This window comes from Cuspidothrix issatschenkoi CHARLIE-1, assembly GCF_002934005.1.
Lineage (GTDB): Bacteria > Cyanobacteriota > Cyanobacteriia > Cyanobacteriales > Nostocaceae > Cuspidothrix > Cuspidothrix issatschenkoi.
The window spans coordinates 31,850-57,543 of sequence record NZ_PGEM01000083.1; the positions used below are offsets into that span (position 1 = coordinate 31,850).

23 protein-coding genes are annotated in these 25,694 nt (G+C 32.3%); all 23 read right to left on the reverse strand.

The features are described from left to right. Positions 1 to 33: 33 nt before the first annotated feature. The 23 genes from CUN59_RS12370 to CUN59_RS12480 all read right to left on the reverse strand — a co-directional run bounded on the left by CUN59_RS12370 (position 34) and on the right by CUN59_RS12480 (position 25,679). Positions 34 to 636, reverse strand: coding sequence for a hypothetical protein (locus tag CUN59_RS12370; RefSeq protein ID WP_104388132.1), 603 nt, complete (start codon positions 634 to 636; stop codon positions 34 to 36). A gap of 249 nt (positions 637 to 885) precedes the next feature. After that, the gene (gene wecB / locus CUN59_RS12375; protein WP_104388133.1) at positions 886 to 1,953 is read right to left on the reverse strand and encodes a non-hydrolyzing UDP-N-acetylglucosamine 2-epimerase; all 1,068 of its coding nucleotides are present in this window, start codon (positions 1,951 to 1,953) and stop codon (positions 886 to 888) included. Between the two features lie 17 nt (positions 1,954 to 1,970). Further along, positions 1,971 to 2,747 carry a class I SAM-dependent methyltransferase gene (locus tag CUN59_RS12380; RefSeq protein WP_104388134.1) on the reverse strand — a complete coding sequence of 259 codons (777 nt, stop codon included), beginning with the start codon at positions 2,745 to 2,747 and terminating at the stop codon, positions 1,971 to 1,973. Positions 2,748 to 2,762: 15 nt separating this feature from the next. Continuing rightward, positions 2,763 to 3,953 (reverse strand): glycosyltransferase family 4 protein, encoded by a 1,191-nt coding sequence (locus CUN59_RS12385; RefSeq protein WP_104388135.1) that lies wholly within the window; start codon positions 3,951 to 3,953, stop codon positions 2,763 to 2,765. 27 nt (positions 3,954 to 3,980) lie between these two features. After that, entirely contained in the window at positions 3,981 to 5,894 is a 1,914-nt protein-coding gene (gene asnB, locus CUN59_RS12390) for an asparagine synthase (glutamine-hydrolyzing) (protein WP_104388136.1), read from the reverse strand. A 19-nt stretch (positions 5,895 to 5,913) separates the two neighbouring features. Continuing rightward, positions 5,914 to 7,176: a hypothetical protein gene (locus CUN59_RS12395; RefSeq protein WP_104388137.1), complete on the reverse strand. Its 1,263-nt coding sequence runs from the start codon at positions 7,174 to 7,176 to the stop codon at positions 5,914 to 5,916. Between the two features lie 21 nt (positions 7,177 to 7,197). Beyond that, entirely contained in the window at positions 7,198 to 8,253 is a 1,056-nt protein-coding gene (locus CUN59_RS12400) for an NAD-dependent epimerase/dehydratase family protein (RefSeq protein WP_104388138.1), read from the reverse strand. 107 nt (positions 8,254 to 8,360) lie between these two features. After that, positions 8,361 to 9,305: an NAD-dependent epimerase/dehydratase family protein gene (locus CUN59_RS12405; protein ID WP_104388139.1), complete on the reverse strand. Its 945-nt coding sequence runs from the start codon at positions 9,303 to 9,305 to the stop codon at positions 8,361 to 8,363. 12 nt (positions 9,306 to 9,317) lie between these two features. Then, positions 9,318 to 11,225 carry an asparagine synthase (glutamine-hydrolyzing) gene (asnB, locus tag CUN59_RS12410; protein WP_104388140.1) on the reverse strand — a complete coding sequence of 636 codons (1,908 nt, stop codon included), beginning with the start codon at positions 11,223 to 11,225 and terminating at the stop codon, positions 9,318 to 9,320. Between the two features lie 99 nt (positions 11,226 to 11,324). Next, a complete protein-coding gene (locus tag CUN59_RS12415; RefSeq protein ID WP_104388141.1) occupies positions 11,325 to 12,644 on the reverse strand; it encodes a hypothetical protein in 1,320 nt (439 codons plus the stop codon). A 34-nt stretch (positions 12,645 to 12,678) separates the two neighbouring features. Next, positions 12,679 to 13,512 (reverse strand): class I SAM-dependent methyltransferase, encoded by an 834-nt coding sequence (locus tag CUN59_RS12420; RefSeq protein WP_104388142.1) that lies wholly within the window; start codon positions 13,510 to 13,512, stop codon positions 12,679 to 12,681. 158 nt (positions 13,513 to 13,670) lie between these two features. Then, entirely contained in the window at positions 13,671 to 14,474 is an 804-nt protein-coding gene (locus tag CUN59_RS12425; protein WP_207765417.1) for an ABC transporter permease, read from the reverse strand. A 4-nt stretch (positions 14,475 to 14,478) separates the two neighbouring features. Beyond that, a complete protein-coding gene (locus tag CUN59_RS12430) occupies positions 14,479 to 15,711 on the reverse strand; it encodes an ABC transporter ATP-binding protein (RefSeq protein WP_104388144.1) in 1,233 nt (410 codons plus the stop codon). Continuing rightward, on the reverse strand, positions 15,708 to 16,925 hold the full coding sequence (locus tag CUN59_RS12435; protein WP_104388145.1) for an ABC transporter ATP-binding protein: 1,218 nt from the start codon (positions 16,923 to 16,925) through the stop codon (positions 15,708 to 15,710). The genes CUN59_RS12430 and CUN59_RS12435 overlap by 4 nt, the downstream gene beginning before the upstream one ends. Before the next feature lie 8 nt (positions 16,926 to 16,933). After that, positions 16,934 to 18,481, reverse strand: coding sequence for a glycosyl transferase family 1 (locus CUN59_RS12440; RefSeq protein WP_104388146.1), 1,548 nt, complete (start codon positions 18,479 to 18,481; stop codon positions 16,934 to 16,936). A 3-nt stretch (positions 18,482 to 18,484) separates the two neighbouring features. After that, the gene (locus CUN59_RS12445) at positions 18,485 to 19,201 is read right to left on the reverse strand and encodes a WbqC family protein (RefSeq protein WP_207765418.1); all 717 of its coding nucleotides are present in this window, start codon (positions 19,199 to 19,201) and stop codon (positions 18,485 to 18,487) included. Beyond that, positions 19,188 to 19,709, reverse strand: a complete 522-nt coding sequence (locus CUN59_RS12450; protein WP_104388148.1) for a GNAT family N-acetyltransferase — start codon at positions 19,707 to 19,709, stop codon at positions 19,188 to 19,190. Before CUN59_RS12450 ends, CUN59_RS12445 begins: the two co-directional genes overlap by 14 nt. A 173-nt stretch (positions 19,710 to 19,882) precedes the next feature. After that, positions 19,883 to 20,626 carry a hypothetical protein gene (locus CUN59_RS12455; RefSeq protein ID WP_104388149.1) on the reverse strand — a complete coding sequence of 248 codons (744 nt, stop codon included), beginning with the start codon at positions 20,624 to 20,626 and terminating at the stop codon, positions 19,883 to 19,885. Positions 20,627 to 20,636: 10 nt separating this feature from the next. Beyond that, a complete protein-coding gene (locus CUN59_RS12460; protein WP_104388150.1) occupies positions 20,637 to 21,137 on the reverse strand; it encodes a hypothetical protein in 501 nt (166 codons plus the stop codon). Positions 21,138 to 21,337: 200 nt separating this feature from the next. After that, a complete protein-coding gene (locus CUN59_RS12465) occupies positions 21,338 to 22,501 on the reverse strand; it encodes a class I SAM-dependent methyltransferase (protein WP_165790189.1) in 1,164 nt (387 codons plus the stop codon). Positions 22,502 to 22,508: 7 nt separating this feature from the next. Then, positions 22,509 to 23,915: an NAD(P)-binding protein gene (locus tag CUN59_RS12470; RefSeq protein WP_104388152.1), complete on the reverse strand. Its 1,407-nt coding sequence runs from the start codon at positions 23,913 to 23,915 to the stop codon at positions 22,509 to 22,511. A gap of 86 nt (positions 23,916 to 24,001) precedes the next feature. Further along, positions 24,002 to 24,952 carry a GNAT family N-acetyltransferase gene (locus CUN59_RS12475; RefSeq protein ID WP_165790190.1) on the reverse strand — a complete coding sequence of 317 codons (951 nt, stop codon included), beginning with the start codon at positions 24,950 to 24,952 and terminating at the stop codon, positions 24,002 to 24,004. A gap of 76 nt (positions 24,953 to 25,028) precedes the next feature. Further along, entirely contained in the window at positions 25,029 to 25,679 is a 651-nt protein-coding gene (locus tag CUN59_RS12480) for a class I SAM-dependent methyltransferase (RefSeq protein ID WP_104388154.1), read from the reverse strand. Positions 25,680 to 25,694: the final 15 nt, after the last annotated feature.

The window sequence follows — 25,694 nt, forward strand, 5'->3', positions numbered from 1 at the left end:
AGATATGAGAGAATGTACACTACTCTGCTATAATTAATGTTGATTAAGGCTAGATTCTAGGGTTTTAACTTGGTTTCTGAGTTTTTCTACAGTTTGTAAATGGGATTGTTGTAATGAATAATTGACCCAGATAAAACTACCACTAAACATGGTTAAAACAGCAAGTAAAATACCTGTTAATAATTTCACCTGAAAATGAAGGTGTTTAACCTCATCAATTTGATTTCCCTCTAGTAGCTTTAGACTAGAATCTATATCTTTATTTTCACTTTCTAAAACTGCTTCTATTTTCTGAGGTTCAACTCTAGGGAATTCAACCTTACTGTGTAGCCATCCAGTAATCAATGTAGGGCAGTTATTTTTAAACCAATGCCAAGCCACAATTTTAAATACTGGTTTAGATAGTTTAGTAATAAACTTGAGACTGCGGTTAAAAGTAGTCAATTGAACTTTTTGGTTAACTAAATTAGTTGAACCCATATCATATAGACACTCTATAATTAATTTAATTGTACTTTCTTCTTCATAAATTAAAGTTTTGACCAGTAAAAGCAGTTCATTGATCAGTTTTTCTTCCCTAGCTTTTTCTGTTGCTTCTTGTGTGATATCATTTGATTTTTTTACTGGTTGTGACATAGTTTTAACTATAAATTAAATTATTTGAAGAATTGTTTTAACACTCTGCAAAAGAGATCGGAGGCAATATAGCAAAACTGCTTTTTTCTATTCCCTATTGTCTTTTTATGGTAAGAATTCAGGTGAGGTACAAAGATCCCCGACTTCTGTGATCAATTTATGATTTATAGACACAATCAATAAAAGAAGTCGGGGATCTTATCACCTCACCTGAATCCTTACCTTTTACTTTACATATTCAGGACTGTACTAGACTAGTTGTTCTATAATTAGTTTAGTTATTTGTATAGAAGCATCACCTTTTCCATAAAGAGATTTCCACTCTAATGGTTGAATAAAATTAGATATTGCTTGAGTTAATTCTTCTGGTTTTACCAGTTGATTCCATCCTGATTCTAAGGTTTCTTTCCATTCAGTTTCATTTCGCAAAGTATAACAAGGACGTTGTAAGATATATGCTTCTTTTTGAATACCACCTGAATCAGTAACTACCCCTCTAGAAGCAGTCTGTAAAACTAACATATCTAAATAACTTACAGGTGGAATTGCTTGAATAGACGGATAATTTAAGTAATTATTCAAGCTCATTTTTTCAATACAGCTGAGTGTACGCGGATGTATAGGAAAAACTACTGGATAATCTAAATTGATAAAACTTTCCAGAATAGCCTGCAAACGTACAAACTCATCCGTATTGCTGGGACGATGAATTGTTGCTAGATAAAATTTTCCTTCTTTCAAGTTATATCTACTTAAAATGTCAGATGTTTTTTGAGCCTTTTCTTGATATTTTAAAACAGAATCCATCATCACATCTCCAACTAAGTACACACCTTGATTAATGCCTTCTTGTTGTAAGCAATTAACTGCTAAAGGTGTGGGTACAAATAGTAATTGAGAAAGATGATCTGTGACAACACGATTAATTTCCTCTGGCATTTGACGGTTATAGCTTCTTAATCCTGCCTCTATATGGGCAATGGGAATATGTAATTTAGCTGCTACTAATGCTCCAGCAATTGTTGAATTTGTATCACCATAAACACATATTAAATCTGGGTTCTCTATTATTAATAATTCTTCTATTTTTTCCATCATTCTTCCTGTCATTGCACCATGTTGGAGACTATGAATATTCAAATGATATTTTGGTGCAGGTAATTCTAAATCTTGAAAAAAAACATCAGACATTTTGGGATCAAAATGCTGTCCAGTATGAATAATTATTTCATTAATTCCAGCATTTTTGAAAGCATCACTGACTACAGATGCTTTAATAAATTGTGGTCTTGCACCGAGAACAGTAGCAATTTTCATGTTCAATATAACTCCTTTCAATTAATTGAAATATCAGGTTTTTGAGTAACAAATAAATAATTTTGGCAAAACCAGGAAAATAGATATTGTAAAATTTCGTCACTGATATTCCAAATATTAGATATTAATGCAGATTTTTTCAACCTTTTGGGTAATTTTGATGAGATATTTCTAGGCAAAAATCCATAACGTTTCAGTTCTAAAATTTCTAATCCTGATTGTTGACATAGATTGTTAATCATGCGCTTATTATAGCGATATTCATGATGATGTTTATTAGGTATATAGGCAGAAATTGTCTCTATCCAACTAAATTGATTGGGAAAATGATAACATATAAAGTATCCTCCTGGTTTCAAAATTCTGTATATTTCTTTTAAACTATCAATTTCATTTCCTCCTGTTTCTCTCACGTGTTCTAATACTCCCACAGAAACAACGGCATCAAATTGATTATTTGCGTATGGGAGTATCTTTGGTTCTTGACGATTTCCTAGTTTAAAATTATAATTTAATTTTAGATATTGTCGTAATGAAAAATCATTAAATGAAAATCCATCAGTTTGATAACCTGCTGTTAATAAAAAATAAGAAAAGTGACCATTACCACATCCCCAATCTAACACTTTACTACCTTTAACGATATATTTTGATAATATAAGATAAAGTTGATTATATTGATTAGCACTAATTAGACTTTGAAATTGTGAGAGATCACAATTTGGATATTCTGCTTGAATTTCCATGAGTTCGTTAATTATTTGTTTAGTCTCTATCTGATGTGATGATTCCATAGTTGTTCCTAATAATTATCTGGAGATATCTGGAAAATTATAATTGTATTTTTCCATTGCTTGAATAATTTTATCTGTGACTAATTGCCATGAAAAATGTTTTTCGGCATATTCACGTGCTATAATGCCCATCTGAGATAATTTTTCTCGGTTGGATATCATTTCTATGGCTTTTGCGGCTAAATCTTGAGAATTACCGGGTTGATGTAATACTAAAAATTTGCTGGGTTCTAATTCTTTAATCCCTTTAATATCTGAAGCTAATATTGCTCTACCAGCAGCAGCATAAGCGTAAAGTTTAATTGGAGAGTAACCGATATCATCTAAACCCTGTTTTGGTAATAAGGCTATATCAAAACAGTTAATATAATCGTTAGATTGTTCGTAGGAAACTACTCCCATGAATTTAATATATTCTAAATTTCCATAAGTTTCGTTTAAGTAGTTAATTTTTCTTCCTCCTCCTATTACTAATAAACGAGTTTCTGGGTATTTATCATAAATTATAGACATGGCATTAATAGCAACTTCTACACCTTGCCAGGGTTCAAGATCACCAATAAATCCTAAGTAAAAATATTCTGGATTTAAGTTGAGTTTTTTGAGTATTTCTTGTCGGGTTTTTGGCTGAAAAAAGTTAATATCTGTGCCATTACCAGCGACGAATATTTTTTGACTATCTATACCATTTTCTATCAGTTTTTCTTTAATATTAGGAACTACTGTTCTGACTAAGTTGGCTAATTTTCCATCTCTAATTTGCAGGTATTTAATAATACTTTGTTGCCAGTCATAAACTCCCATCATGGTAAGTTCATCAACAAACCAACCATTATGTTCGGTGACAATTTTTTCAAACCCTCTTAATTTTAAGGCTAATAATACAAAGAATGATAATAAATTACTTCGCAAGTATACCCAATCATACTCATTAGGATTTTGCTGTAATACTGTAAATATTTGTAATAAGCTATTAATGCTAGTTTTACTGATGGGAAGTAATTTACTTAACTTATTACTAGAAAAAATGACTTTATCAAAATATTTGGTAGCTATTTGCTGATCAATTTTTTGGTTATTGGTGCTAGGAATAATGGCATCTAAAATATGTCCAGCACGGCGAAATTCTTGAGAAATAGATGTAAAATGTACTGTACCACCATTGGAGTGAGATAAATTGAGTGTGGAAATAATAAGAATTTTCATAAATTCTGATATGGTATTTTGATAAATTTAGGGAATTTTAACATTAAAAACTTTTACCCAACGGCTAAAGTTAATTACGCGCCAAATAATGGGATTAAATAACCGTTTACCTGCAATTATATCTGCAAACATTTGGTTAATTAATTGGGGATGTAACCAGAGATCAAGGGTGGTAATAGCTGCTTGAAGTTCTGACTCGAAGGTATTATACAATGTTTCGCGCATCCAATGATATTCGGGGGTAACAAAACCCATTTTATCTTTTCTGTTTCTGACAGAATTAGGAATTATGCCTGTCATGGCGGATCTTAACACTGTTTTAGTTTCACCATTTTTAATTTTTAGACTGTCATCTAATCCATAGACAAATTCTACTATGCGATAGTCCAAAAAAGGTACTCTTGCTTCAATTGAATGTGCCATTGAGTTACGATCTTCCCAATGCAGTAACATAGGTAAGCTGGTATTGGTAAGCTGTAAGGCAGATAAATCTTGAATTGGTGTATCTGTTTGATGCAATATTTTAAAAGGATCGTGAGGGTTAATGTCTAGCGATCGCATTTTATCTGAATTAATCCAAAAGGGAAATTTAGTCGCTGATGGATAGCCTAAAATTTGTCTAATTATTTGACGAAAATATCCTGGTAAAATAGATTCTACACTTTTAAGAAACTTGGTAGAACCTTGATAACGACAAGAAAAAATGATTTCTTTTGATAGGTTTATTAGCTGCTTTTTTTGTAACAGATATTTAAACAAAGCCCCATAAAATCCATGATATCCTGCAAAATATTCATCAGATCCTTGTCCATCTAAAATTACTTTTACTCCTGATTTATTAGCTTGTTGAAAAATACACCACTGGGCAAATATGCTGGTAGAACAAAATGGTTCATCTTGATGCCAGGTAATTTTATCAAGTAAATTAAAGAGTTCTAAGGGGTCTGGAAATATATAATGAGGTTTAACATTTGTGGATGTAACTACTGAGTTTATATAAGGGCGTTCATCGCATTGGGGAATATCAAAACAAGAGGAAAAAGTTTGAAAAGGATAGGATGTATTTTCATGTTGACGAATTTGATTAGCAAGGCAAACTATAGAAGATGAATCTAGTCCACCAGAAAGACATGAACCAACTGTAACATCTGCTTGTAAACGCAATTTTATGGAATCATTTAATAGTTTGTAAACTGAATTTGCGGCTTCAGGAAGAGTTAATTCTAGTGATTTATTCGGCAATTTATACCAAGATTTTACTTGTATTTTGCCAAAATAATCATCATTTTGGTCTAAAGAAAGTGTGAGATATTCGCCTCCGCGCAGTTGCCAAACCGATTGAAATAGGGTTTCATGGGTATGATCAAATAATCCATAAGCTAAAAAATCATAGGCTTTTTGGGGATTAATTTGGGCTTGCCATTGGGGTAAGGTGGTAAATTGTTTAATTTCGGAGGCAAAGGCAATTAATTGATGAGGTTTTTGATATATATATAAAGGTTTAATACCAAAGCGATCGCGTACTGCCCAAAGTAATTTTTTCCTGTCATCCCAAAGCAAAAACGCAAACATTCCATTAAACCGATTTAAACAATCAAACCCCCAAGTTTGGTAAGCTGCAATAATGATTTCTGTATCGCAATGACTCTGAAAAGAGAAACCATGATTTGTTAATTCTGCTGCTAATTCTAGGTAATTATAAATTTCACCATTAAATACTAACCAAATTTTTCCATCTCTACTGGGCATTGGTTGATGTCCGGCTGGAGATAAGTCTAAAATAGCAAGACGACGATGGCCTAAACCCAAGCCAACATCATCAGCAAAGTAAAAACCGCTATCGTCTGGTCCGCGATGAGAGATAATATCAGTAAAGGATTTGAGGATATCCCTATTGATGGGTTGAAGATTTTGATTCCAAATGCCTGTAATGCCGCACATTAGTTATTCTAAATATTGATTAATTTTTCATATAATTGTAAACTTTCTTGATTAACTCAATTGTTATAAAATAAAAAAATATTTCTAATAAATTATTCATCCTTATGATAAATGAATATATTTTTAACAACCACTTATTATTAATAAGTCTTCTATTAATTTGTTTTTCTTTATGACTAAAAATGGCATTATCAATTAATATACAAAAAGTTTTATAACTATATTTTCCACTTAAATAAATTTCATTATAAGCCAATTCCGTGATCTCAGTTATATATTTATCATCTTTTATTTTGCCAATTACTTCATCAAGATTTGAAAAATCCTTTTTTATAGCAATATAATGTCGGTTGGGTTCTAGGATATGATCATAATTTCCCTCTACTAAAATTTGACAAGTTTTAGTTATTATTGCTTCAAAGTGACGGGGACTGATCGCAAAAAATTGATAATTATCCCAATCAGGAGGAAGAAAATGAGTGATTTCTTGGAAGGAAATATTGTTATTATTCTTGAGTATAGTTTCAATCTTTGTTTTTATTTCTCCACGTCTATCCAATACACTTGAACCACTTTCACAACCTATAACTGTTTTTCCGGAAGCTAAAAAATCAAACCATTTATCTCCTAATATAGTATCTTTATCTAAAGTTGATATATTGGAATTTAATCCCAATCTCTCTGCGCTATCAGATACAATTTTTGCGATTTGATGTTTAAGTTGACCATGTTTACCAAATCTATAGGGTAAATGACTTGCACGGTAAACAATATCATATTTTCTATCTTTAATTGGTGTGAGCGAATGAGCATATTGTTGAGCTACAACATCATCTATATACCCTGTTAAACATTGATAAAATACAGCTTTATTATACATTTTTGGATAGAGAATTTTTTGTTTCTCCTGATCAAAATTTGTAAAAATTACTGAAATATTCCACTCATACAACCAATCATCTAATATTTCTGCATAATCATATTCATCTTGAGGAATAGCCATTTTCAGGCAATTGACATTTTTAATCCATTTCATTTGCCATTTCCAAACCTCAAATAACCGAGAATGGCGTAAGCAAAGAAAAGTATTATGTAAAATCAAAACATCAAAATTAAGATAGATTAACCAAGAAGGAATACCAAACAAAGCATTATAATAAATGATGTCATGTTTTACATCAGAATATTCTAATGCTTTAAGATGATATTGAACAGCAGCACGCATTTTACCAAAACCAGGATACCAATATAATACTAGTATCCTTTGAGGATTTCTGAGCATCAGATTCATTTAATTGATGTACTATTTTATGCTTGATAAATTCATATAGTTTTGATGTTTTTGGATACATTCCTCAATAAAACTGAAATTATTTTTTGTCCAGTTGATAGTATTAATTAATCCTTTTATCAAATCAATTTGACATTCAAAATCCAATTGAGTTCGAGATTTTTCACTACTACCAAAGCGTTTTCCTGAATTATCCCATTCTCGTTTAGGACGAAAATCAAGTGGTGTGGGATTAGATGTTAGTTCATTAATTGAATTTGCTAACTCTAAAATAGAAGTTTCCACTCCACTGGCTAAGTTATAAGTTTCTCCTGAAATTCCCTTTGTAGCACACAATATTAACCCTCGGACAATATCATCCACATATATAAAATCGCGGGTAGCAATTCCGCCATTTTCTACAGTTAAAGGCATTTGTTTAATGGCACGGTAGATAAATGTGGGTATTACATTTCTCCATACTGTAGCTGGTGTTCCTCGCCATTGTCCAGCGCCTAAAACTTCTCCTGGTCCATAGACGTTTTGAAAACGAGCCTTAACAACAGGTAAATTATGACGTTTAAAATAATAATTTGAGTAAAATTCGCCAATAATTTTAGATATTTGATAGGGACTATCTAAGTACAATGACACAGGAGCATCTTCTGTAGTTGCTTCTGCTTGCTCAAAAGTTTTTTCAGCCACAGTGCAACCAGCAGAAGAATAAACAACTTTTTTGAGATTAGCGAAGTCCTTTATCCTTTCATACAGTTTTAACGTTGTTAAGGTATTGTTTTCGTGATCAGCCAAGGGATCATAAATAGAACTTTGATTACCATGATAGGTAGCTAAATGAAATACATAATCTAAATCATCTGGTAAATCAGCTAAAGTTTCATCATTGGTAATTGAACTTTTAATAAAACTAATCCTACTATCATCAGGTAAATTTTCTTGTTCGGATGAAAGTAAATTATCAACTACTATGATTTTTTCTGGAGAAAAAGATAACAAGGTTTTTACTAGGTTACTACCAACAAACCCTGCACCTCCGACGACTAACACTTTTTGGTTAATTAACTGATTCACGATGATTACAAAAAATAAATTAACTAAGATGACTGTTTGGCGAAATCATGATAAGTGACTCAAATTTCTTTTGAAATCACTTATCAACTTATTAAGAAATAGGAGATTTATTTTTTCTCCTCACCTATTTTCAAATGAGTATAAGTTTGGCTAATACCATATTGCTTATACCATTCTATAGCCGCTTTTACTCCTGTTTCTAAAGGAGTAGTAATTTTCCAGTTAAAGTCCTGATTAGTTTGAGATGGATCTAACAGGATAGTAAAAGCATCATCAACATTGCGAGGACGAACTTCAACTTCTTTTTCTAATCTAATATCCAAGGCTTTGACTGTAGCATCAAAAAGTTCTTTGATTGAATAATCACTACCCGATGAAATATGATAAGCTCCTTTACTTCCTTTTCCATCTAAAGCTTTTATAACTACATCAATGAGATCATCAATGTAAATAAAATCTCTACGAGTATCCATTACAAAACAGGGTTTATCATTGGTTAAGCGATGGTAAAAGGTGGGTAATGGTCCACTGAGGTTTCTGGGTCCATAAGCATTAGCTAAACGGAAGGAAATATAGTCTAAACCAGACAACTGAATATATTGTTCACCGGCAGTTTTACTAATGGCATAACTACTGCCACCAGATAAAATAGGATGATTTAAAGTAATAGGTTGTTCTAAAGGTTTTAAACCATAACAGAGGGCTGTTTGGAAATAAATTAATCTTTTAACATTTAACCTTTGGGCAGCTTGGGTAATATTAGCTGTTCCTAAAACATTGGTCAAACTATCTTCAGTCCAATTGTTGGGATCTTTATAGGAAGCTGCTGCATGAATAACCTGTTCCGGTTGAAAATCATCAAATAGTTTGTTAACTAATTCTTGATCAGCAATTGTTGCTTCAACCACTGTTAGATTAGCATGAGATTTTAAGTTATCTCGCCTTCCGGTAGAATAGTTATCTATAACGAGAACTTGCTCACCTTTGGCTAATAAACGATCAGCCAAATGAGACCCAATAAAACCTGCACCACCTGTAATTAAAATTTTCACTTTGAATAAACCTCACACTTGAATTAGTTTTTGATATTTACTTTGTTGATCATGGAAAGTTTGTTGCCACAATTCGAGAGATAATAACCCCCAAATTTTACGCCCGAATTTAGGTTCATTTTCCAGTTGCCCTAAAACCTTGTGATTATTAATCAACTGCCGATTTAAGGCGTTACTAGAAGAAAATATATCATAGATAAACTCTTTTGCTTCACCTTTGAACCATTCTGATAAAGGAACTGGAAAACCCATTTTATTTTGTCTTTCCAGAATCGCCGGTGGTAAAACCGATGACATGGCATTTTTCAATACCTGTTTCATTGTACCATCTTTAAACTTAATATTAGAGGGAATTGTTGCTGCTAATTCGACTAAAGGATGATCTAGGAAAGGAACACGAGACTCCAAACCATGAGCCATACTAACTCGATCTTCTACTTGTAGTAAAGCAGGAAGTAGGGTTTTAAAATCAAAATGAGTCATACTATCAAAATAGGACTCTTTCTGCACATTTTTACCCTTAAAAATAGTTCGGAAAGTTTCGTATGTCGAGTAATCATTTAATTCATTCCAATTGATCTCATCATTGAAACCATCTCTACGATTAATTAACTCAAAATATCTTTTATCTATATCTTCAAATAATCCTTGACTCCAGAATTTTCTTAGGAGAGGTTTGTAATTCTTAAGTGCAACTAAATTGGGAATAATTGATTCATAGGTGACAATAAAATTACCTGAGTGCATCGTCCCATCAATTGCGCCTTTAATACACTGCTCAAAATAAGCAATTAAATAACGAGTATAACCCCCAAAAATTTCATCTCCTCCTTGTCCTCCTAGCACAACTTTACGATATTTACTAGCAAGTTGTGACACCATATATTGAGCAAAAGAACCTGGTCCAGCAGTGGGATAATCTAAATGATAAATCACCTTTTGAATATTATGAATAAAATCATTAACATTAATATCAGCTTCATATAGTTCAAAGCCACGCCAATTAGCTACTTCACGAGCATAAGGACTTTCATCATAATCAGAACTTATCGAAAACTTACCGATAAAACCAACCAAATCATCAGGGTTTTTTTCGGAAGCAATAGAAGCAACAATACTAGAATCTAAACCTCCACTAACATAAGCACCAACAGGAACATCACTGCGTAAATGAAGTTGTGCTGATTCTCTAATTAAAGACTGGATTTTTTTCTCAAAATATTGTTCTGTATGATCAAAATCTAAGTGATAGTAAACTTCCCAATAACGAACTATTTTAATTGAACTATTTTGAATAATTAAATCATGTCCAGCTTGTAATTCACTAATATCTTTAAAGAGAGTTTTTCCTGCCAAACAGAACTGAAAAGTCAGATAATCTTGGAAACCTTCTATATCAGTTTCTATTTTGTCTATGAAAGGCAAAAGAGCTTTAACTTCACTAGCAAAATAAAAAATATTATTAACAATAGTATAATAAAATGGTTTAATGCCAAACCGATCTCTGGCACAAAATAATCTTTGATTAGCTTCATCCCATAAGGCAAAAGCAAACATTCCTCGAAAATGATTAACACAATCTGTTCCCCATTTTCTATAAGCTTGTAAGATAACTTCTGTGTCTGAATGAGTAAGGAAATTTTCTTCCCCTAATTCGTGCCGTAATTCAATATAGTTATAGATTTCGCCATTATATGTCACCCAGTTACCTGATCTATCAGTCATGGGTTGCTTTCCCGTTTCAATATCAATAATACTTAAGCGACGATGAGCAAAACCTAATCTTTTTTGTTCATGAGTCCATATTCCTTCACCATCGGGTCCTCGATGATGTTGAATGTCATTAATTACCTGAAGATGGGACTTCAGATGAGGTATCTCCTCATAGGCTAGATTAACAATGCCACCAATTCCACACATATCAAAAGTTTTAAAGAGTGGTTAATTTATAACATATAAGGTTGTTATTGTGCAAGGATTTAACAAAAATTCTCTTTCCTTTGAGGTAAAATTTGCTAACTAAATTTTGGCTAATCGCTGTTGTTTGAGTTTTTTCAACCATCTCCAAAGACGGGGAAATTTACTTTGAATTTTAGCTTTTATTTTTTCTTTGATAGATATTAATAGCATATCTATGATCTCACTGAGTTTATATTGTATCTCATATTGTATCTCTTGGATAGTATTCTTTTGCTTATTTTCCGCTTCGTGAATGGTGAAAGGTGAAACTCCTTTACCAATGGGTACACATTCATTAATAACTTGATCAAAATCTTGAATGAATTTTCGGTAACTATATTGACCAGATCGAATAATATCTTGATAAGCTCGTTCTGTCAATTGGATTAAATAATCATCATTTTGCAGTTTATTAAGTACATCATCAATATTACTAAAATCTTTTTTTAGTGGTATGTAGTGAAGTTCAGGTTTAACAATCCCTGAATAATTACCCTCAAAAAGAATTAATGCTGTTTTCAAAGAAATTGCTTCAAAAATTCTCGGAGAAATCTGGTTCATCATTACTTTACCTTCATGTTCAGCTAGATATTGCTGATGAATTTCTTCATAAGTTAATGACGGATTTTTTTGCAGAGCAATCTGAATATTTTTACGGATATTACCATAATCATCAAAGACATTTGAGCCACTTTCAGTTCCTAAAGTTGCTCGACAATTTTCCATAAAATCATACCATTGTTCACCATAAATGCGCTTTTCATCGTCCCATTCAATATCAGAATTTATATTTTTTTCTTCACAAATTTGATGCATTTTTTGAGCAATAAGTAATTTCTCTCTTCCTAAATTTCCGTACCAATACGCTAATTCACGACCTCGATAATTAATCGCAAGTTCACGTTCTTTAAGTGGTTTAAAGGTAGTTTTATTTTCAAATTCAATAGGAATAAAACCAGTAATTATACTTATAAATATAACATCAGGAAATCTTGATTTAGGATAAACTAAGTCAAGATATTGTTCTGGTACACAACTAAAAACTGCCTTAATACCTAAATTCTCGATCCAAGTTCTTGTGATTTCAGTATAATCATATTCATCTTGAATAAATAAAACTTTAAAGCCATTAAAATTTTGTAAAGGTTCACGATAATGAGGTGATAATAAGTCAAAACATAATCTTACTGAATAATGAATAATCACCACATCAAAAAGTTCTAAATTAAAGTTACATTTAGCATTATTAGTTGCATGAGCATAAAATATATTATGTACTGAAAATAGAGAAAAACTCTCTATGTATTCTTTAACTGTATTTGTTAAAACAGAATACTGATCGTATAAGAAAAGGATATTAAGATATTTTCGTCTGTCCATGTTCATTTATTAATTACCTTTGAGAAAGAATAGATTATTTTGTAGCGAGTATATATAGATCTAAACCAACAAATCGGGCTATATTATTGAAAAGATTTTCCCGATTGACAATGATTTTGCCATTGAAAAGAACGTAAGTATCAAAGTTTTGCACATCAATTTTAACAGAGGAAAATTCTTTAAACAGTTTATACACATCTTGCTTGGAAACATAATCAGTATGAGGTGCTGCCTCGCCTTTAGAGTTAGGATCATAGAGTGAACGGACAAACTGAGCAAAGTTATCATAACGACTTACTTTATTATCCTTAGAAAATAATGTTTTTAAATACCTAAAAGGAACTTGTACAAGTTGCCTAAATGAGTTTTTATGATAAAGCATAATAATTGCTTTTCCATTAGGTGCTAATACTCGGTAAACTTCTGATATACTCTTTGCCAAGTCACCTGTATGATGTAAACAACCTATTGAATAAACAAAATCAAAAGATTCATCTTGGTATGGAATATTGAGCGCGGAACCAACTTTAACTTGTTCTGGGTTATTTCGACCCGTCATGGATAGTCTATAAGCCATCATATCTACAGGGTTTTTAGCAATATCTAAGCCAAAATAATTGCAGTCATAAGAAGCTAGTAATCCGCCTAATGTACCATAACCTAAGCCAATTTCTAATACTTTTTTTGCTTTTAAATTTTCATTAGCAACATATTGTTTTAGGTAGGGATATAAGTCAAAATAGGCTTTGTCAAAAATGGCAATATTTTCAGGTGTTATTTCCGTTATACCCAGTGACTTTGCTAAACCAGTTCCACAAAGTTCATTCCAAAATTCCGAATTTTCTTGACTAATATTATCTAAATTCATTGGTAGTTTTCCCTATTTTACTATGATTAGCCTAATTATTGTTTTGTTAATTGATACACTCGCCTATACCAGCATATTTATTTTGGTATTTAGGATAGTCGTTAGGAGCATATTCTATATTTAAAAGAAATTGCTTATGCTGATCATCTAAATTGATATTATAAAAAAGCATCAAAGTATCCTTTAAGTCTCTGGAAGAATTTTAAGCCCACGAGGTAAATAATATAACTTATTAACAAGACATAACCTAAAGCGATTAAATTAGGAATATTATGATTTAGAATACATTCTCTATACGCTTCAGCCAAAATATAAAATGGATTTGCTTGAGAAGCTATTTGTAAAATACCGGGGACAAGTTCCAGAGGATAAAAAATAGGAGTAGCAAATAAAAGCATCATTAAGAGATTAGGCAGAATGACACTGACATCTCTAATAAATACATTAATTGCCGACAAAAAGAAACTGATAGCAATGATAAACCAAAACAGAATTATTGTCACAGGGATAACAATAATAACGTGCCAAGTAGGTAAATTTCCATCTATCACTAAGAGAATTAACAAAAATAAGATGCTAACGGCTAAAGGTACAAAGCCAACTAAGGATGAAGCAACGGGTAGCACTTCTGTTTTAAAAGCAATATTTTTAATTAATCCTGCACCACTTACTACAGATGTAGTAGCAGCCATAATAGATTCATTAATTGCTAACCAAGGTCCATAACCACTAATTAACCAAATAGCATAGGAAAGTGTTGTGTCAGAACCGGGTAATTTGGATTTAAATACATAACCAAACACAAAAGTGTAAATCCCTAACATTAATAAGGGATTTAAAACTGCCCAGATACTGCCTAAACTTGAACCTAAATAGCGATCGCGGATATTCATCTTGCAAAAGTTAAAGATAAACTTTAAATCTTGATAAGTAAATCCGAGAATTGAGGTTTTTTTGATCAAACTTCTACGCAATAGTGTGGTGTCCTTTGACTTCAGATTGATAAGTGTAAATGATTGCTGGACGACCTCCAGTGGGAGGATTGGGATCAATTACTTCGACAATGGTTGACTTTACCGCTATAACTTCACTGTTGTCAAGTAGTTTACAAGTTATAACATAAATACCCCATCCTAACAAAAGAGGAGTCATACTAATGGTATAAGCAATAGAACCGAAAAAGTTACCAGGGGCGATCGCTTCATAATCACTAAGACGACTATCTTCTATTAATAATCCATCAAGACGCATGATTTCAAGTTTCATATCAGGATCATTAAGAGGGGTGGTAATATTCATCTGTAATTTTAAAGCTACATCTTTCCCAACAGTAATAATAGAACGAGGTTGACTTTCGTTTAAATAGCTTGTCTCTAGGGTAACTATGTCACAACCTGTACGAAAAGATTGAGATTTAACCAGAAGACGATATTTTGTTAATAATGTTTCTTCATCAGCTTTTTTGACCGCATCTAAATAAGCCCCAGTCACATCTTTGGGATTTCCATCCATAACAATATGACCTTGATCCATCCAGAAGCATCGGTTACACATTTCAGTAATTGTTCCCATCCCGTGAGAAACAATAATCACAATTTTACCTTGCTCACAGATTTTTTTAATTTTACGAGTCGCTTTGCTTGCAAAAACTGCATCTCCAGCGGATAACGCTTCGTCAATAATTAATATTTCTGGCTGAATATACACAATCATGGAAAAAGCCAGACGACTTTTCATACCAGTAGAATAAGTGCGTACTGGATAATCAATAAATTCTCCTAGTTCAGCAAACTCAATTACTTGATCAATCACTTGATCTACTTCTTGACGACTTTTTCCTTGTACTTCTCCGTCAACATAAATATTTTCTCTACCACTAAGGTCTTCTCTTAACCCTACGCCTAAAGTCATAATAGCAGTAACATGACCTTGAACTTCAATTGTTCCTGAAGATGGTTGAGTTAAACCTGCTAACATTTGTAATAAAGTAGATTTCCCCGCACCATTATGTCCTACAATTCCTAAGCGATCGCCACTTTGAAGCATAAAGGAAACTTGATCTACAGCTACCTTACTGCGAGTTGTTTTGACGGCTTGATGAGCAGGGTTAAAAATTGCCTGACGGAGCGATCGCACCGTATCTGTAGTGGTAGTTTGATAGATTTTAGAAAGGTTATTAACCTTAATATAAGGATTCAATGGGATATCTCCAATTTATGCCAATTTAAAGGTAAACTCATTAAACTTGAGCGAGATGAGCCTTCTACGATTAAATCTAAACGATTTCCATAAGTCCAACTTCTCACATCATAACCTACTCGTGGTTCTTTACTACCCACGGGTACTGCTTGTGATAAAAACAAACTAAAATAATAATTACCAGGTGCAATGGGCAAACTAGGAATAGTTAAGTTAACTTGATATTGTCCCTCTTGAGAAGCAACCGGAATGTCATTTTCCAATAGTAAAATTTCCCAACCTACACCAACTCGAAAAAACTCAACTCCATAACCAAAAACAACCGGAACTGATTTAGTTAACTCTACAGGAAAGCAAAATTTAGTATGTTCTCCCGATTTAGCTTTCCATGTTTGAGGTAAGTTCGAGCTAAACTTTGCACCTTCGGCTAATTCGGCAGTGGAGAGGTTTAAATAGTCTCTAACAACGGTTTCCGATGAGCCATAGTTCACCATATTCCCCTTATTTAAGATACAGGACTCTTCACATAATTTTAATAATGCTGTCCAATCATGGGTTACTAAGACCCCAGAAGCACCATGAGAGAGTCTTTCTCTGATTCTTTGCCAACATTTATTTTGAAAATGCTCATCACCCACAGATAAGGCTTCATCAATTAAATAAATATCATATTCTACAGCCGTAGCAGTGGCAAAATAAAGCCTAGCGGCCATTCCTGTGGAATAAGTACGAATAGGTCGATCAAAATTAGCTTCTAATTCAGAAAACTCTCTAATCTCTTCGATAAAATACTTGAGCCGAGATGATTTAACTCCTTGTAAAGTTAAAAGACGTTGAGCATATTCTTTTCCTGTTAAATAAGGATTACCTACTCCACCTAATTCAAATAAACCAGATAAATCTCCATACTTCAATATTTGACCTGATGTGGGAGTGTAATTACCTCCTAATACTCTTAATAACGTGCTTTTTCCTGAACCATTACGTCCAATTACACCAATAATTTTTCCCTTGGGAACTGTTAAAGAGATATTATTAAGAGCCAGAATATTCTGCTGTGTTTTTACCTTACCTAATAAAATTTGCCAAGCTGAACCATGATCATAAATGGGGAAAACTTTGCTTACTCCATAACAAGATAGAGCAGCTATTCCTTGACTTTGTATGTTCTCCTGTTGCACTGTTGTAATCTTGTATTTTGAGATACTAGTCATTATCTTAATCAGTATAAACCTAGGTCGGCCGGATTTAAACTTTTTCCTGCCATTAAAGCATCATAAACTTTTTCATATCGTTGTGCACAAGCATCAGCACTATGCCATTTAATAGCATATTCTCTACTTTTTTGGCCTATGTTCAAGCGTTTTTCTTGATTCAATGCTAAATCTTTTAAAACATCATACACAGTTTCTTCTGTAGCAGAAACTAAAGGAAATTCATCCTGACAAGCTAATTGATGTCCCTGTTTTAATTCATAAGGATTTATATAACAAATCACTGGTTTTCCCAACATCATACATTCCCTAGCGGTAGCCCCATAACGTCCTAAATTTAATTGATCTACAATAATATCGGCTTGAGCTTGAATATATCTGACTTCTTTATTTTTCATGTTAGTAATAAAGATTAATTTGACAGGTATTCCTTCTGATTTTAGTCTTTCTATTGCGTCCATAACCGCAGGAGTACCTTTGATATTGCGTTGATTATCTCTAGTACGAATATCATAATTTCCTACTGCATGATAAACTAAAATTTCATCTTGATTTTTCTTGACCTTAAATTCCTCTGGTATTGATAATTCAGGAGTCCAAAAATCAGGATCAAGACACATAGATAAAGGTTCAAAAATTGTTTTATTTGTATCTACATAATCCAATGCAGGAACAGTTTCAGCACAGATTAAATCACAATAAGTATCAACTTTTTTACCCCAAGCTAGATTTTTTTCATCATTACAAACTTGTGGATTATCTTGCCACATACAGGTATTACAAACAATCCTACCATCTAATGCTGACCATTGTGCAAAGGTAGTTTGAGCTATTCCACTATTACAACCGCTAAGAGTATAGGCAATTTTTTTGCCTAAATTTTTCCACTCAATAATATCTGTAGGCTGTTCATTTTGCCAGTTTTCAGGAAAAAAAGACATTAGACCATCACCTGCAAAATGTAATAAATCAAAACGATTTTTTGCTTGTTCAAAAAAACTGGTAATATTTTGTTTAAATCTGACAGGATCAGCATCATATAAATTAATATCCTCTCCATGGTAATAGTTAACATTTACTCCATTTACTGGATCTTCATAACTAACAGTTACTGCATCCCATCCTCTTTTCCTCAGAGATTTTGCTAAATAATAAAAGTGATAGTAACTATTATGAAGAAAAAGCACACTTCTATCTTTATAACTGATTAAATAATTTTGTCCTAAGTTATCCTGACGAATTTGTTTACGTCGTAAATTATCCAGATATTTAATAGCTGGATCATAATTATTTTCAAGGCTTTCTAATCTAAGATTAAGAGCATATACATTTTCCGAAATATAATTATATAGTTGTTCTTGATTTTTGTTTAGTTGTTCTTGATTTTTGTTTAGTTGTTCGTTTAGTTGCTGTTGATGATGTTTAATCTCTTCTTGGTTAACGAGTATTTTCTTGATAACTTCTATTAGTTTTCTGGTTAGACGATATAAGAAAAATGAGCCTAAAATACCTATAACAAAAATACTTATTCCTGTAAGCACAAGTAAATAGTTCATAATTTAAGTATGATAATAAAGTAATTCTCTTGTTTTTTCAAAACCGCAATTCATCAAAACATCAATAATAGAAAGTCCACTCACAAATTCTTTGGTATTAATTTGTTGGTAAACTGGATGTTGAAAATTTTGATAAATTAACTCAATTCCTTCTAGTGAAAATTTGTCATTTTCTTGATAGCCTGAAGCACCTCCTCCACATAAATAAGCTGTTCCTTCTACTGCCTTAACCATAGATATTAACAGATCAGTAGCATTTCCCTCCACCTTAAGATTAGAACCTAAGATAAATTTTGAAATATCTAACTCAAGCACATTAATCAACTCATGAATAGCATTTAAGTTAAAATCTACTAAGGAATCAGTAGGATAATTAATCAATTCTAAAAGTTGAGGAAATACTATATCAAAAAAAGAGCTACGACAATAGTTAATTTGAATTGTTTTTAATAGTTTAGAACGCCAAGTTTGATGATTATTAATTTGGATATCCTGATAAGTTATTTTACCACTATAACTACGTATAATTGGCATAGTAATCCAATTACTTTGACCAGCAATTAATAACTTAGCTCTGTTTGACCATGTTCCTGCTCCTGTTTTAGGAAATTGTACATTATCCATGATGATAAATATATCAGATCTGGCAATTTTGTCAAAATATCCGAGCCAAGGGAAAAAGTTAGGTTGGTGAATCGCAACTATTTTAGTTTTTTTCATAGTCATCTCGCAAAATTCCCATAATTATAACATCTAAATAGTTCCCATCAATATAAGCAGATTGTCTTAATCTTCCTTCTTGGATAAACCCGATTTTATTATAGAGCTTAATTGCTACTGAATTATGACTAAATACATGAAGATAAACACGATTAAGGTTTAAATCTTGGAAAGCAAACTGTAATAATAATTTAACAGCTTCTGTACCATAACCTTTACCTTGTTCTGCGACTTCTCCAATTCTAATTTGTAACTCAGCACAACGGTGAATATAGTTAATACTATGTAACTGACATGAACCAATTAATTGATTATTTTTTAATAAGCGAATCCCAAAAATAACTAAATCATTTCTTTTTTGGATAGATTCAAACCAACTTTGATGTTGAAATTCACTAATTGGTTTATAAGGTGCATTAAATAATACTTGCTCACGGTTATTAATCCAGTCAAACATAATAGGAATATCAGCCAAAGTAAGAGGAGTAAGAGCAATTTGTTTATACATAAATAGGTGTCTCTAAAATTTCCGAATGCAGAAGCATCGAATAGGAATTAACTAAAATCATATCGGTTTTTAAATCACACACCTGCTTAACAAATTCTAAATAATTAATAGATTTTTTAGGAGGTTGAATTAATAAAGGAATATGATGTAATTTTGCTAATTCTTGTAATTCTTCATTGAATATTCTCCCTTCCTACTTTTTTGAGAGAATCATCATATTTTTGATGTTGTTTTTTTGCTCTCCCATCAATACAGCGAGAAATGCGATCGCGAGGACTCATTATTTCGGGTGTCCACCAACCGGGATGAGTTAACACTTGTAATTTTTTATCTTCACCAGATTCTAAAACATCTTTGAGACGACGAAATCTCCAATAACCATTGGAATCAGAACAATAAGCATAATTTTCCTTAAAGTAACGTCCGTAAGTATTAATCATACCACCTATTTCATCTTCTTCTATGTTTAACCAATTACCAATATCAGGATTATGCCAAGAAAAGACATGAATTTTGAGATTAAAGTTTTTTTGGAGTATTTCTCGTTCAAATTGCAACCAATCTAACAAGTCTTGATAATTAGTCAATCTTGAAGCGTAGAAATTAGGATCGAAGTGAAGACCAAAATCATGTCCTAAATCTTTAATTTTTAATAACAGTTCAATATTTTCATTTTCAAAAAAATTATAAAACTCATTATGTAAGTGAATGAAATAAGTTGCTTTTATTCCTTCTTCAAATTCAATTTGAGCTAGACGATAAGCTCGATGAATAGAAAGATCCAAATCATGCCGCCAAAGACATACTTTGGCTGGATTTTGATAATCATAAAAATCAATAATTTTCCAATTTTGTTTAGCTATTTGTAAAAGATAGCGATATTGTAATTCAGTAAAATCTTCAAAATTGATGTTCATTGGTCAAATATTAAATTAATTTAGTTATTTTTTTGATTAATTGTTCTAACTCAGTAATTCGTTGCTTAAGTTGGCTAATTTCATCTGATACATTCATTCCTAAACGAACTCGACAGGATTTAATGATATCAGATGATCTCCGTCGTCCTTTCTTGAGTGTCTCAATTTCTTCTAATATAAGCATTCCATCAGAGGTTAAAACAGCTACTTCTTTAGTTTCATATCTGATTTCAATTACTTGACCCGGAACACCCAAATAAGGATAATCAATCGGTTCAGGATGTACCCTCCAGATAGTAACTTTTTCTCCATTCAGAAAAGAATAAGCACCCGCAAATGGTTCAGCACTAGCTCTTACTAATTTTGCTAAGTCTTGTGCTGACTGTTGCCAATTAATTTCTCCATCTTGAGGAAGGCGGGGAAAACATCTTAAGGAAAGTGCAGGATCACTAGGCTGTTCTTGGGGAATTATATTACTATTAGCAATACCATCAAGCAACTCAACAAACATCTGGGGGATATTCTCTGAAAGAAAATCATAAACATCAGCAATATAAATATTATTACTTAAAGGATATTCTCTCTGTAATAATATTGGTCCTTATCATTTCTTTTTTGGATAGATTCAAACCAACTTTGATGTTGAAATTCACTAATTGGTTTATAAGGTGCTATGAAAAAATCCTCATCTTTTCAGATATTCTCTAAGGTCTAAAACTTGGCTAAATCTTTTATAGTTATAACATTAATGGTATCTCCAAAGTGATTTTTAATTTTTCCTTTGATTTTGTCTCCAAAAGCAAAACTTAGGATTATCATGTGATCAACAGGGTTTATTTTTAAATCTTCAAAGTTTTCCACCGCTACTGGAAAGCCATCAAAATATTTTCTATGAACTCCCCTATCATCATCAAAAAACCGAATACTTTTCTTAATTCCCAGCATTGATAGGTAAGGAATGGAACGCAGAGGAATGTAAAATCCGATACTCTTTCTCTGGGCAAAACTATCTTCAATAAACTCTTTGATTATCTGTATTAGCTTCTTGTGCTGCTCAACATATTGAATGAATTTTTGATCACAATCGTGGTCATCTTGTTGAACATAAATTAAAGGTTTAGTATTTTTTTTCTGTGCTACGCAATATAATACACCTCCATATTTGGCTTTTTCAATATTGAGTACATGAAAACCAGCTCTTGCTGTGACTATTCCCAAGGATTCCACGTCATAAAAATTAATGTGTTCGTGAATAATCATTGAGATATCACCATTTTGAATATAAGAAGAGCAATCTGGGACTGCAAAAACAATCAAACCGTTTTCATTTAGTTCATCAAAATGATTTTGTAAAAATAAAACGGGATCTTCAATGTGTTCCAGTACATCATAATGAATATAAACATCTGCTGCTGGAAGTTTTTCCTTTGTTGGATAGAACTCTGCAAAAACATTAATTCCAAATGCTTTGCCTTTATCAACACATACAGGGCTAGGATCTATAGCAGAACCTTTAAATCCATGCTCTATAATTCTTTTAAGAATATAACATCCACCTGCACCAATTTCACGAACTTCTTTGGCAGAGGGATTAAATTTTTTTACCGCATCTAAAATTATATTAAGAAAATCATTTCCATAAGCTTCTGCCAAGTCGTGACCTTCCTGCAAATAGCCCACATTATAATTTTCTTGATACACACGTTCTAGTGATTCCCAGATAAGGGAGTTACTTTTTTGCTTGATAAGTCTGTTCTTCTGATCATAAATTAAAGAGAAAGGCAAAAAATCAGGCACTACATTTTTAGGATCATCTACCTGAGATGTCATTCGCCAATAAAACTGTAAGTTTCCCAAGTCTAATATATTTTCCATAATATTTTTATTTAAGTTTGTTATATACATCAATTAAAATATCTGTTTGAAAAAAGAGGTTATCTTCAGCCATAATTCCTGTTAAGATTAGATTCTTTAAATTCATATTTTTGATATCAGACGTAATCTTTCGTAAGCTAGAAATATTATTCATTGAAGGCATAGGAAACCCGCCTTCTAAAACTTCCGCTTTTGAGAATATAACCTGAGTATCGGGTGCTGTAACTTGGAAGCGAAAAAGCTCTTTCTCTGCTTCTTTTTCAAGGGATATAGACGATTTAACATCTTCATCTGAAACTAGAAGTTCCATACTGATAGGATAACCTCCATTACGGTATGCACCATGACAATAATTACTAAAATTGGTAAGTCTATACGTGTTGAATGCTTGATCATAGCAGAAAAAGTAATACAAATCTCCCATTTCTAATTGTTTATTGAGAAGCAAGCTGATAACAACTGTTTTCAGAGACGGATCACTTGTAAACTGAGACAGATCAACTCCAAGTAATTTACCAAGGAAAGGAATATTAGCAGTCCAGATCAACTGGTCTATATCGTCTATATGATGTTCTTGGTTTTGTTGCCTGATGTATACAGAACTAATTATTCCTTGGTTAGCCTCAATTTTAGCTATTTCTGCTTGCGTTAAAATCTGAACTCCTTTTCTACATAATTCTTGGACAATTGCCTCCACAATGCGATACATACCATACTTAACTGGATAAAACCCCCTACGATTAGAAGAACGTTCAAGAGGTAAGTTGCGTTGATCCACAAATGCTATGTGATCTTTTAAAATTGGGGATGTGGTCATATCTCTTGTCAATGGTTCATCAAAAAGTGCAACTCTTGTCATGGGTGTAAAAATTGTAGCCATGTAATCTAAGTCATTGGCACTTTTACGATAAATTTTTTCGATAGCAGGAATAATGGTATGGTCTGCTACTACTTTGCCAAATCTGGAATAGGCATACTCACAAGCGGTTCCATTCTTATTTTCGATCACCTCTCCTTTCAACTTTTTGTTGAGGTGAATAAAAAGTTCGGCAATACATATTTTGTAGGTATTTTCATCCAAATTCCTAAGATCAAAATAAGGGGTTTCATGCTGAAGTTGACCATTATAATAGATGCCAGCGATGTCTCTTTTGCTACCCTCTAATATTTGCCATTCTCGATCAGGAAGAAAACCATATAATATTCGATCAAGCTCTGGAATCGAAGTTTCGAGCATATTATGCATACCATAGTCAAATTTACCGTTGTTGCCATAATCAAAAGCTCGTAACAATCCCCCCGGCTCTTTAGATTTATCTATAAGAATAATATGGTTTGGATTTTTTTTATTTGACAAAATGTAAGCAGATAATAATCCAGAGATACCAGAACCAACAATGATAGTGTTTTTCATAAAAACTTATGTTGTAATATAATCTTGTGATTATTTGGATTTCCTATATACCTTTTTACTCTAAAATAATCTTTTCAAAAAGGTTCTTAGGTAATTAATTTATCAAATGCTACCACAAAAAGATTATCATAATATTTCAGCAAATATTCCTTTGTTTGATTGAGTGTATTCTGATTTTTAATGTGGGTGTAATAGTAGTACTTAATATCTTTCGTTCCCCATTTTTTTTTAAATGCGTAAACACCTTGTTGTGTTGTCCATGTCCCACCCCAGTTCCACTGTTTGTAACCATTTACAGAAGCATCGATCATGGCTGTATAGATTATCAGGCTTAGAGCTTGTTTGTCTCTGTATTTTTCTACAATAACTGGAGTATAATATTCAACAGTTTCACCTGTATAAAATAACAATAAAGCAGAAATAGTATTACCGTTTAAATGGGCAGTATAAATACGATAATCTTTTTCTGATTTGTAATACTTATTCAAAAGGTCAAAAAATTTTTTTGACTTCGGTTTTCCACCAATAGCGATCATATTTTCATGATGAGTCTCATAAAGAAAATCTATAGCCGAATTATCAATTTCTACTTTCACTCCCTCTTTTATTGCCTTTCTAATCATATTCCTTGTTTTATAATGAAACATATTCATCAATTGTCCTGCATGATTTTCAGTAAAATGAATTTCAGAAAACTGTCCGATTCTGTAATCTACATAATTTTGGGTCAAATCAGAATAGTCATCTTCCGGTTTTAAAGGATTAGAAATTACAGTGCTAGAGCAGAGCAAATTTTCATTTACAAATTGATTGTACTCTTTAACTAGAAATTCAAATACTTCTTTATTATTAGTTAATATTCCTCCATTACTTCCGTAAAATGGGAGTGAGTTATATACTGCTCCCAATGGTCCATTTTTATACAACATGGGAAGAACACCTTGAATCTGTCCATCAGTATTTACCGCACATAGATAGTGTTCCTCTACATTTAGTAATTCCTTGATAAAATCTTTATATTTCCAAGTATGGTACATAATTCTATGAGAGCAGGATGCAACAAATGCGTTATAGGTATCCCTCATAGATAAATCTAGTACCTGTGTCTTCAGACTAAGCATTACTGTAAATATTCGCAGGACGAATGATATTGTTTTTTTTGAAAACCGTCACACAAAATTCATAGGGTAGGTAAGAATGATCTAATTGTACCCGTCGGCTCAATTTATTAATACAAAATGCCGAAATTTCTAAGGGATCTGCGTGATAAGCCCCTTCCTGCATAAAATCAACTTGATTTGTCATGAAATCTATTGCCATAAATTCGCGTGTAATACAAAATAAATCCACAAAAATTTCCTTGATAATTTTTTTGTGTGCTTCAGTATCTTCAGTATATTTGATATTAAATGCACCCGAACTGAATATATAGTCATATTCCTTACACTCTTGTTTAAATTCTTCAGGTGAAAGTAAAACAGCGTCGGTAAATTTCTTCTTGTTATGCTGTAAAAACTCTTCCATCATATCCACACCTGTATAGCTTACATCCTCGAAATGCCTATCCAAGAATGATTTGAAGTGGGCAAGTCCACAGCCAAAATCAAGAACAGAGAATCCTTTTTTACCTTTAGGAATATTTTTTGTCAGTGCCATGAAACGTTCTTCCTGCCTACCTTTTATCCATAAAACTGCTTGTGAAGAATCACCATGCTTTTCAAAAGCTTCACGATAAATTGTTTTTATTTGTTCTTTATTATCCATTTGAAACACTTAGAT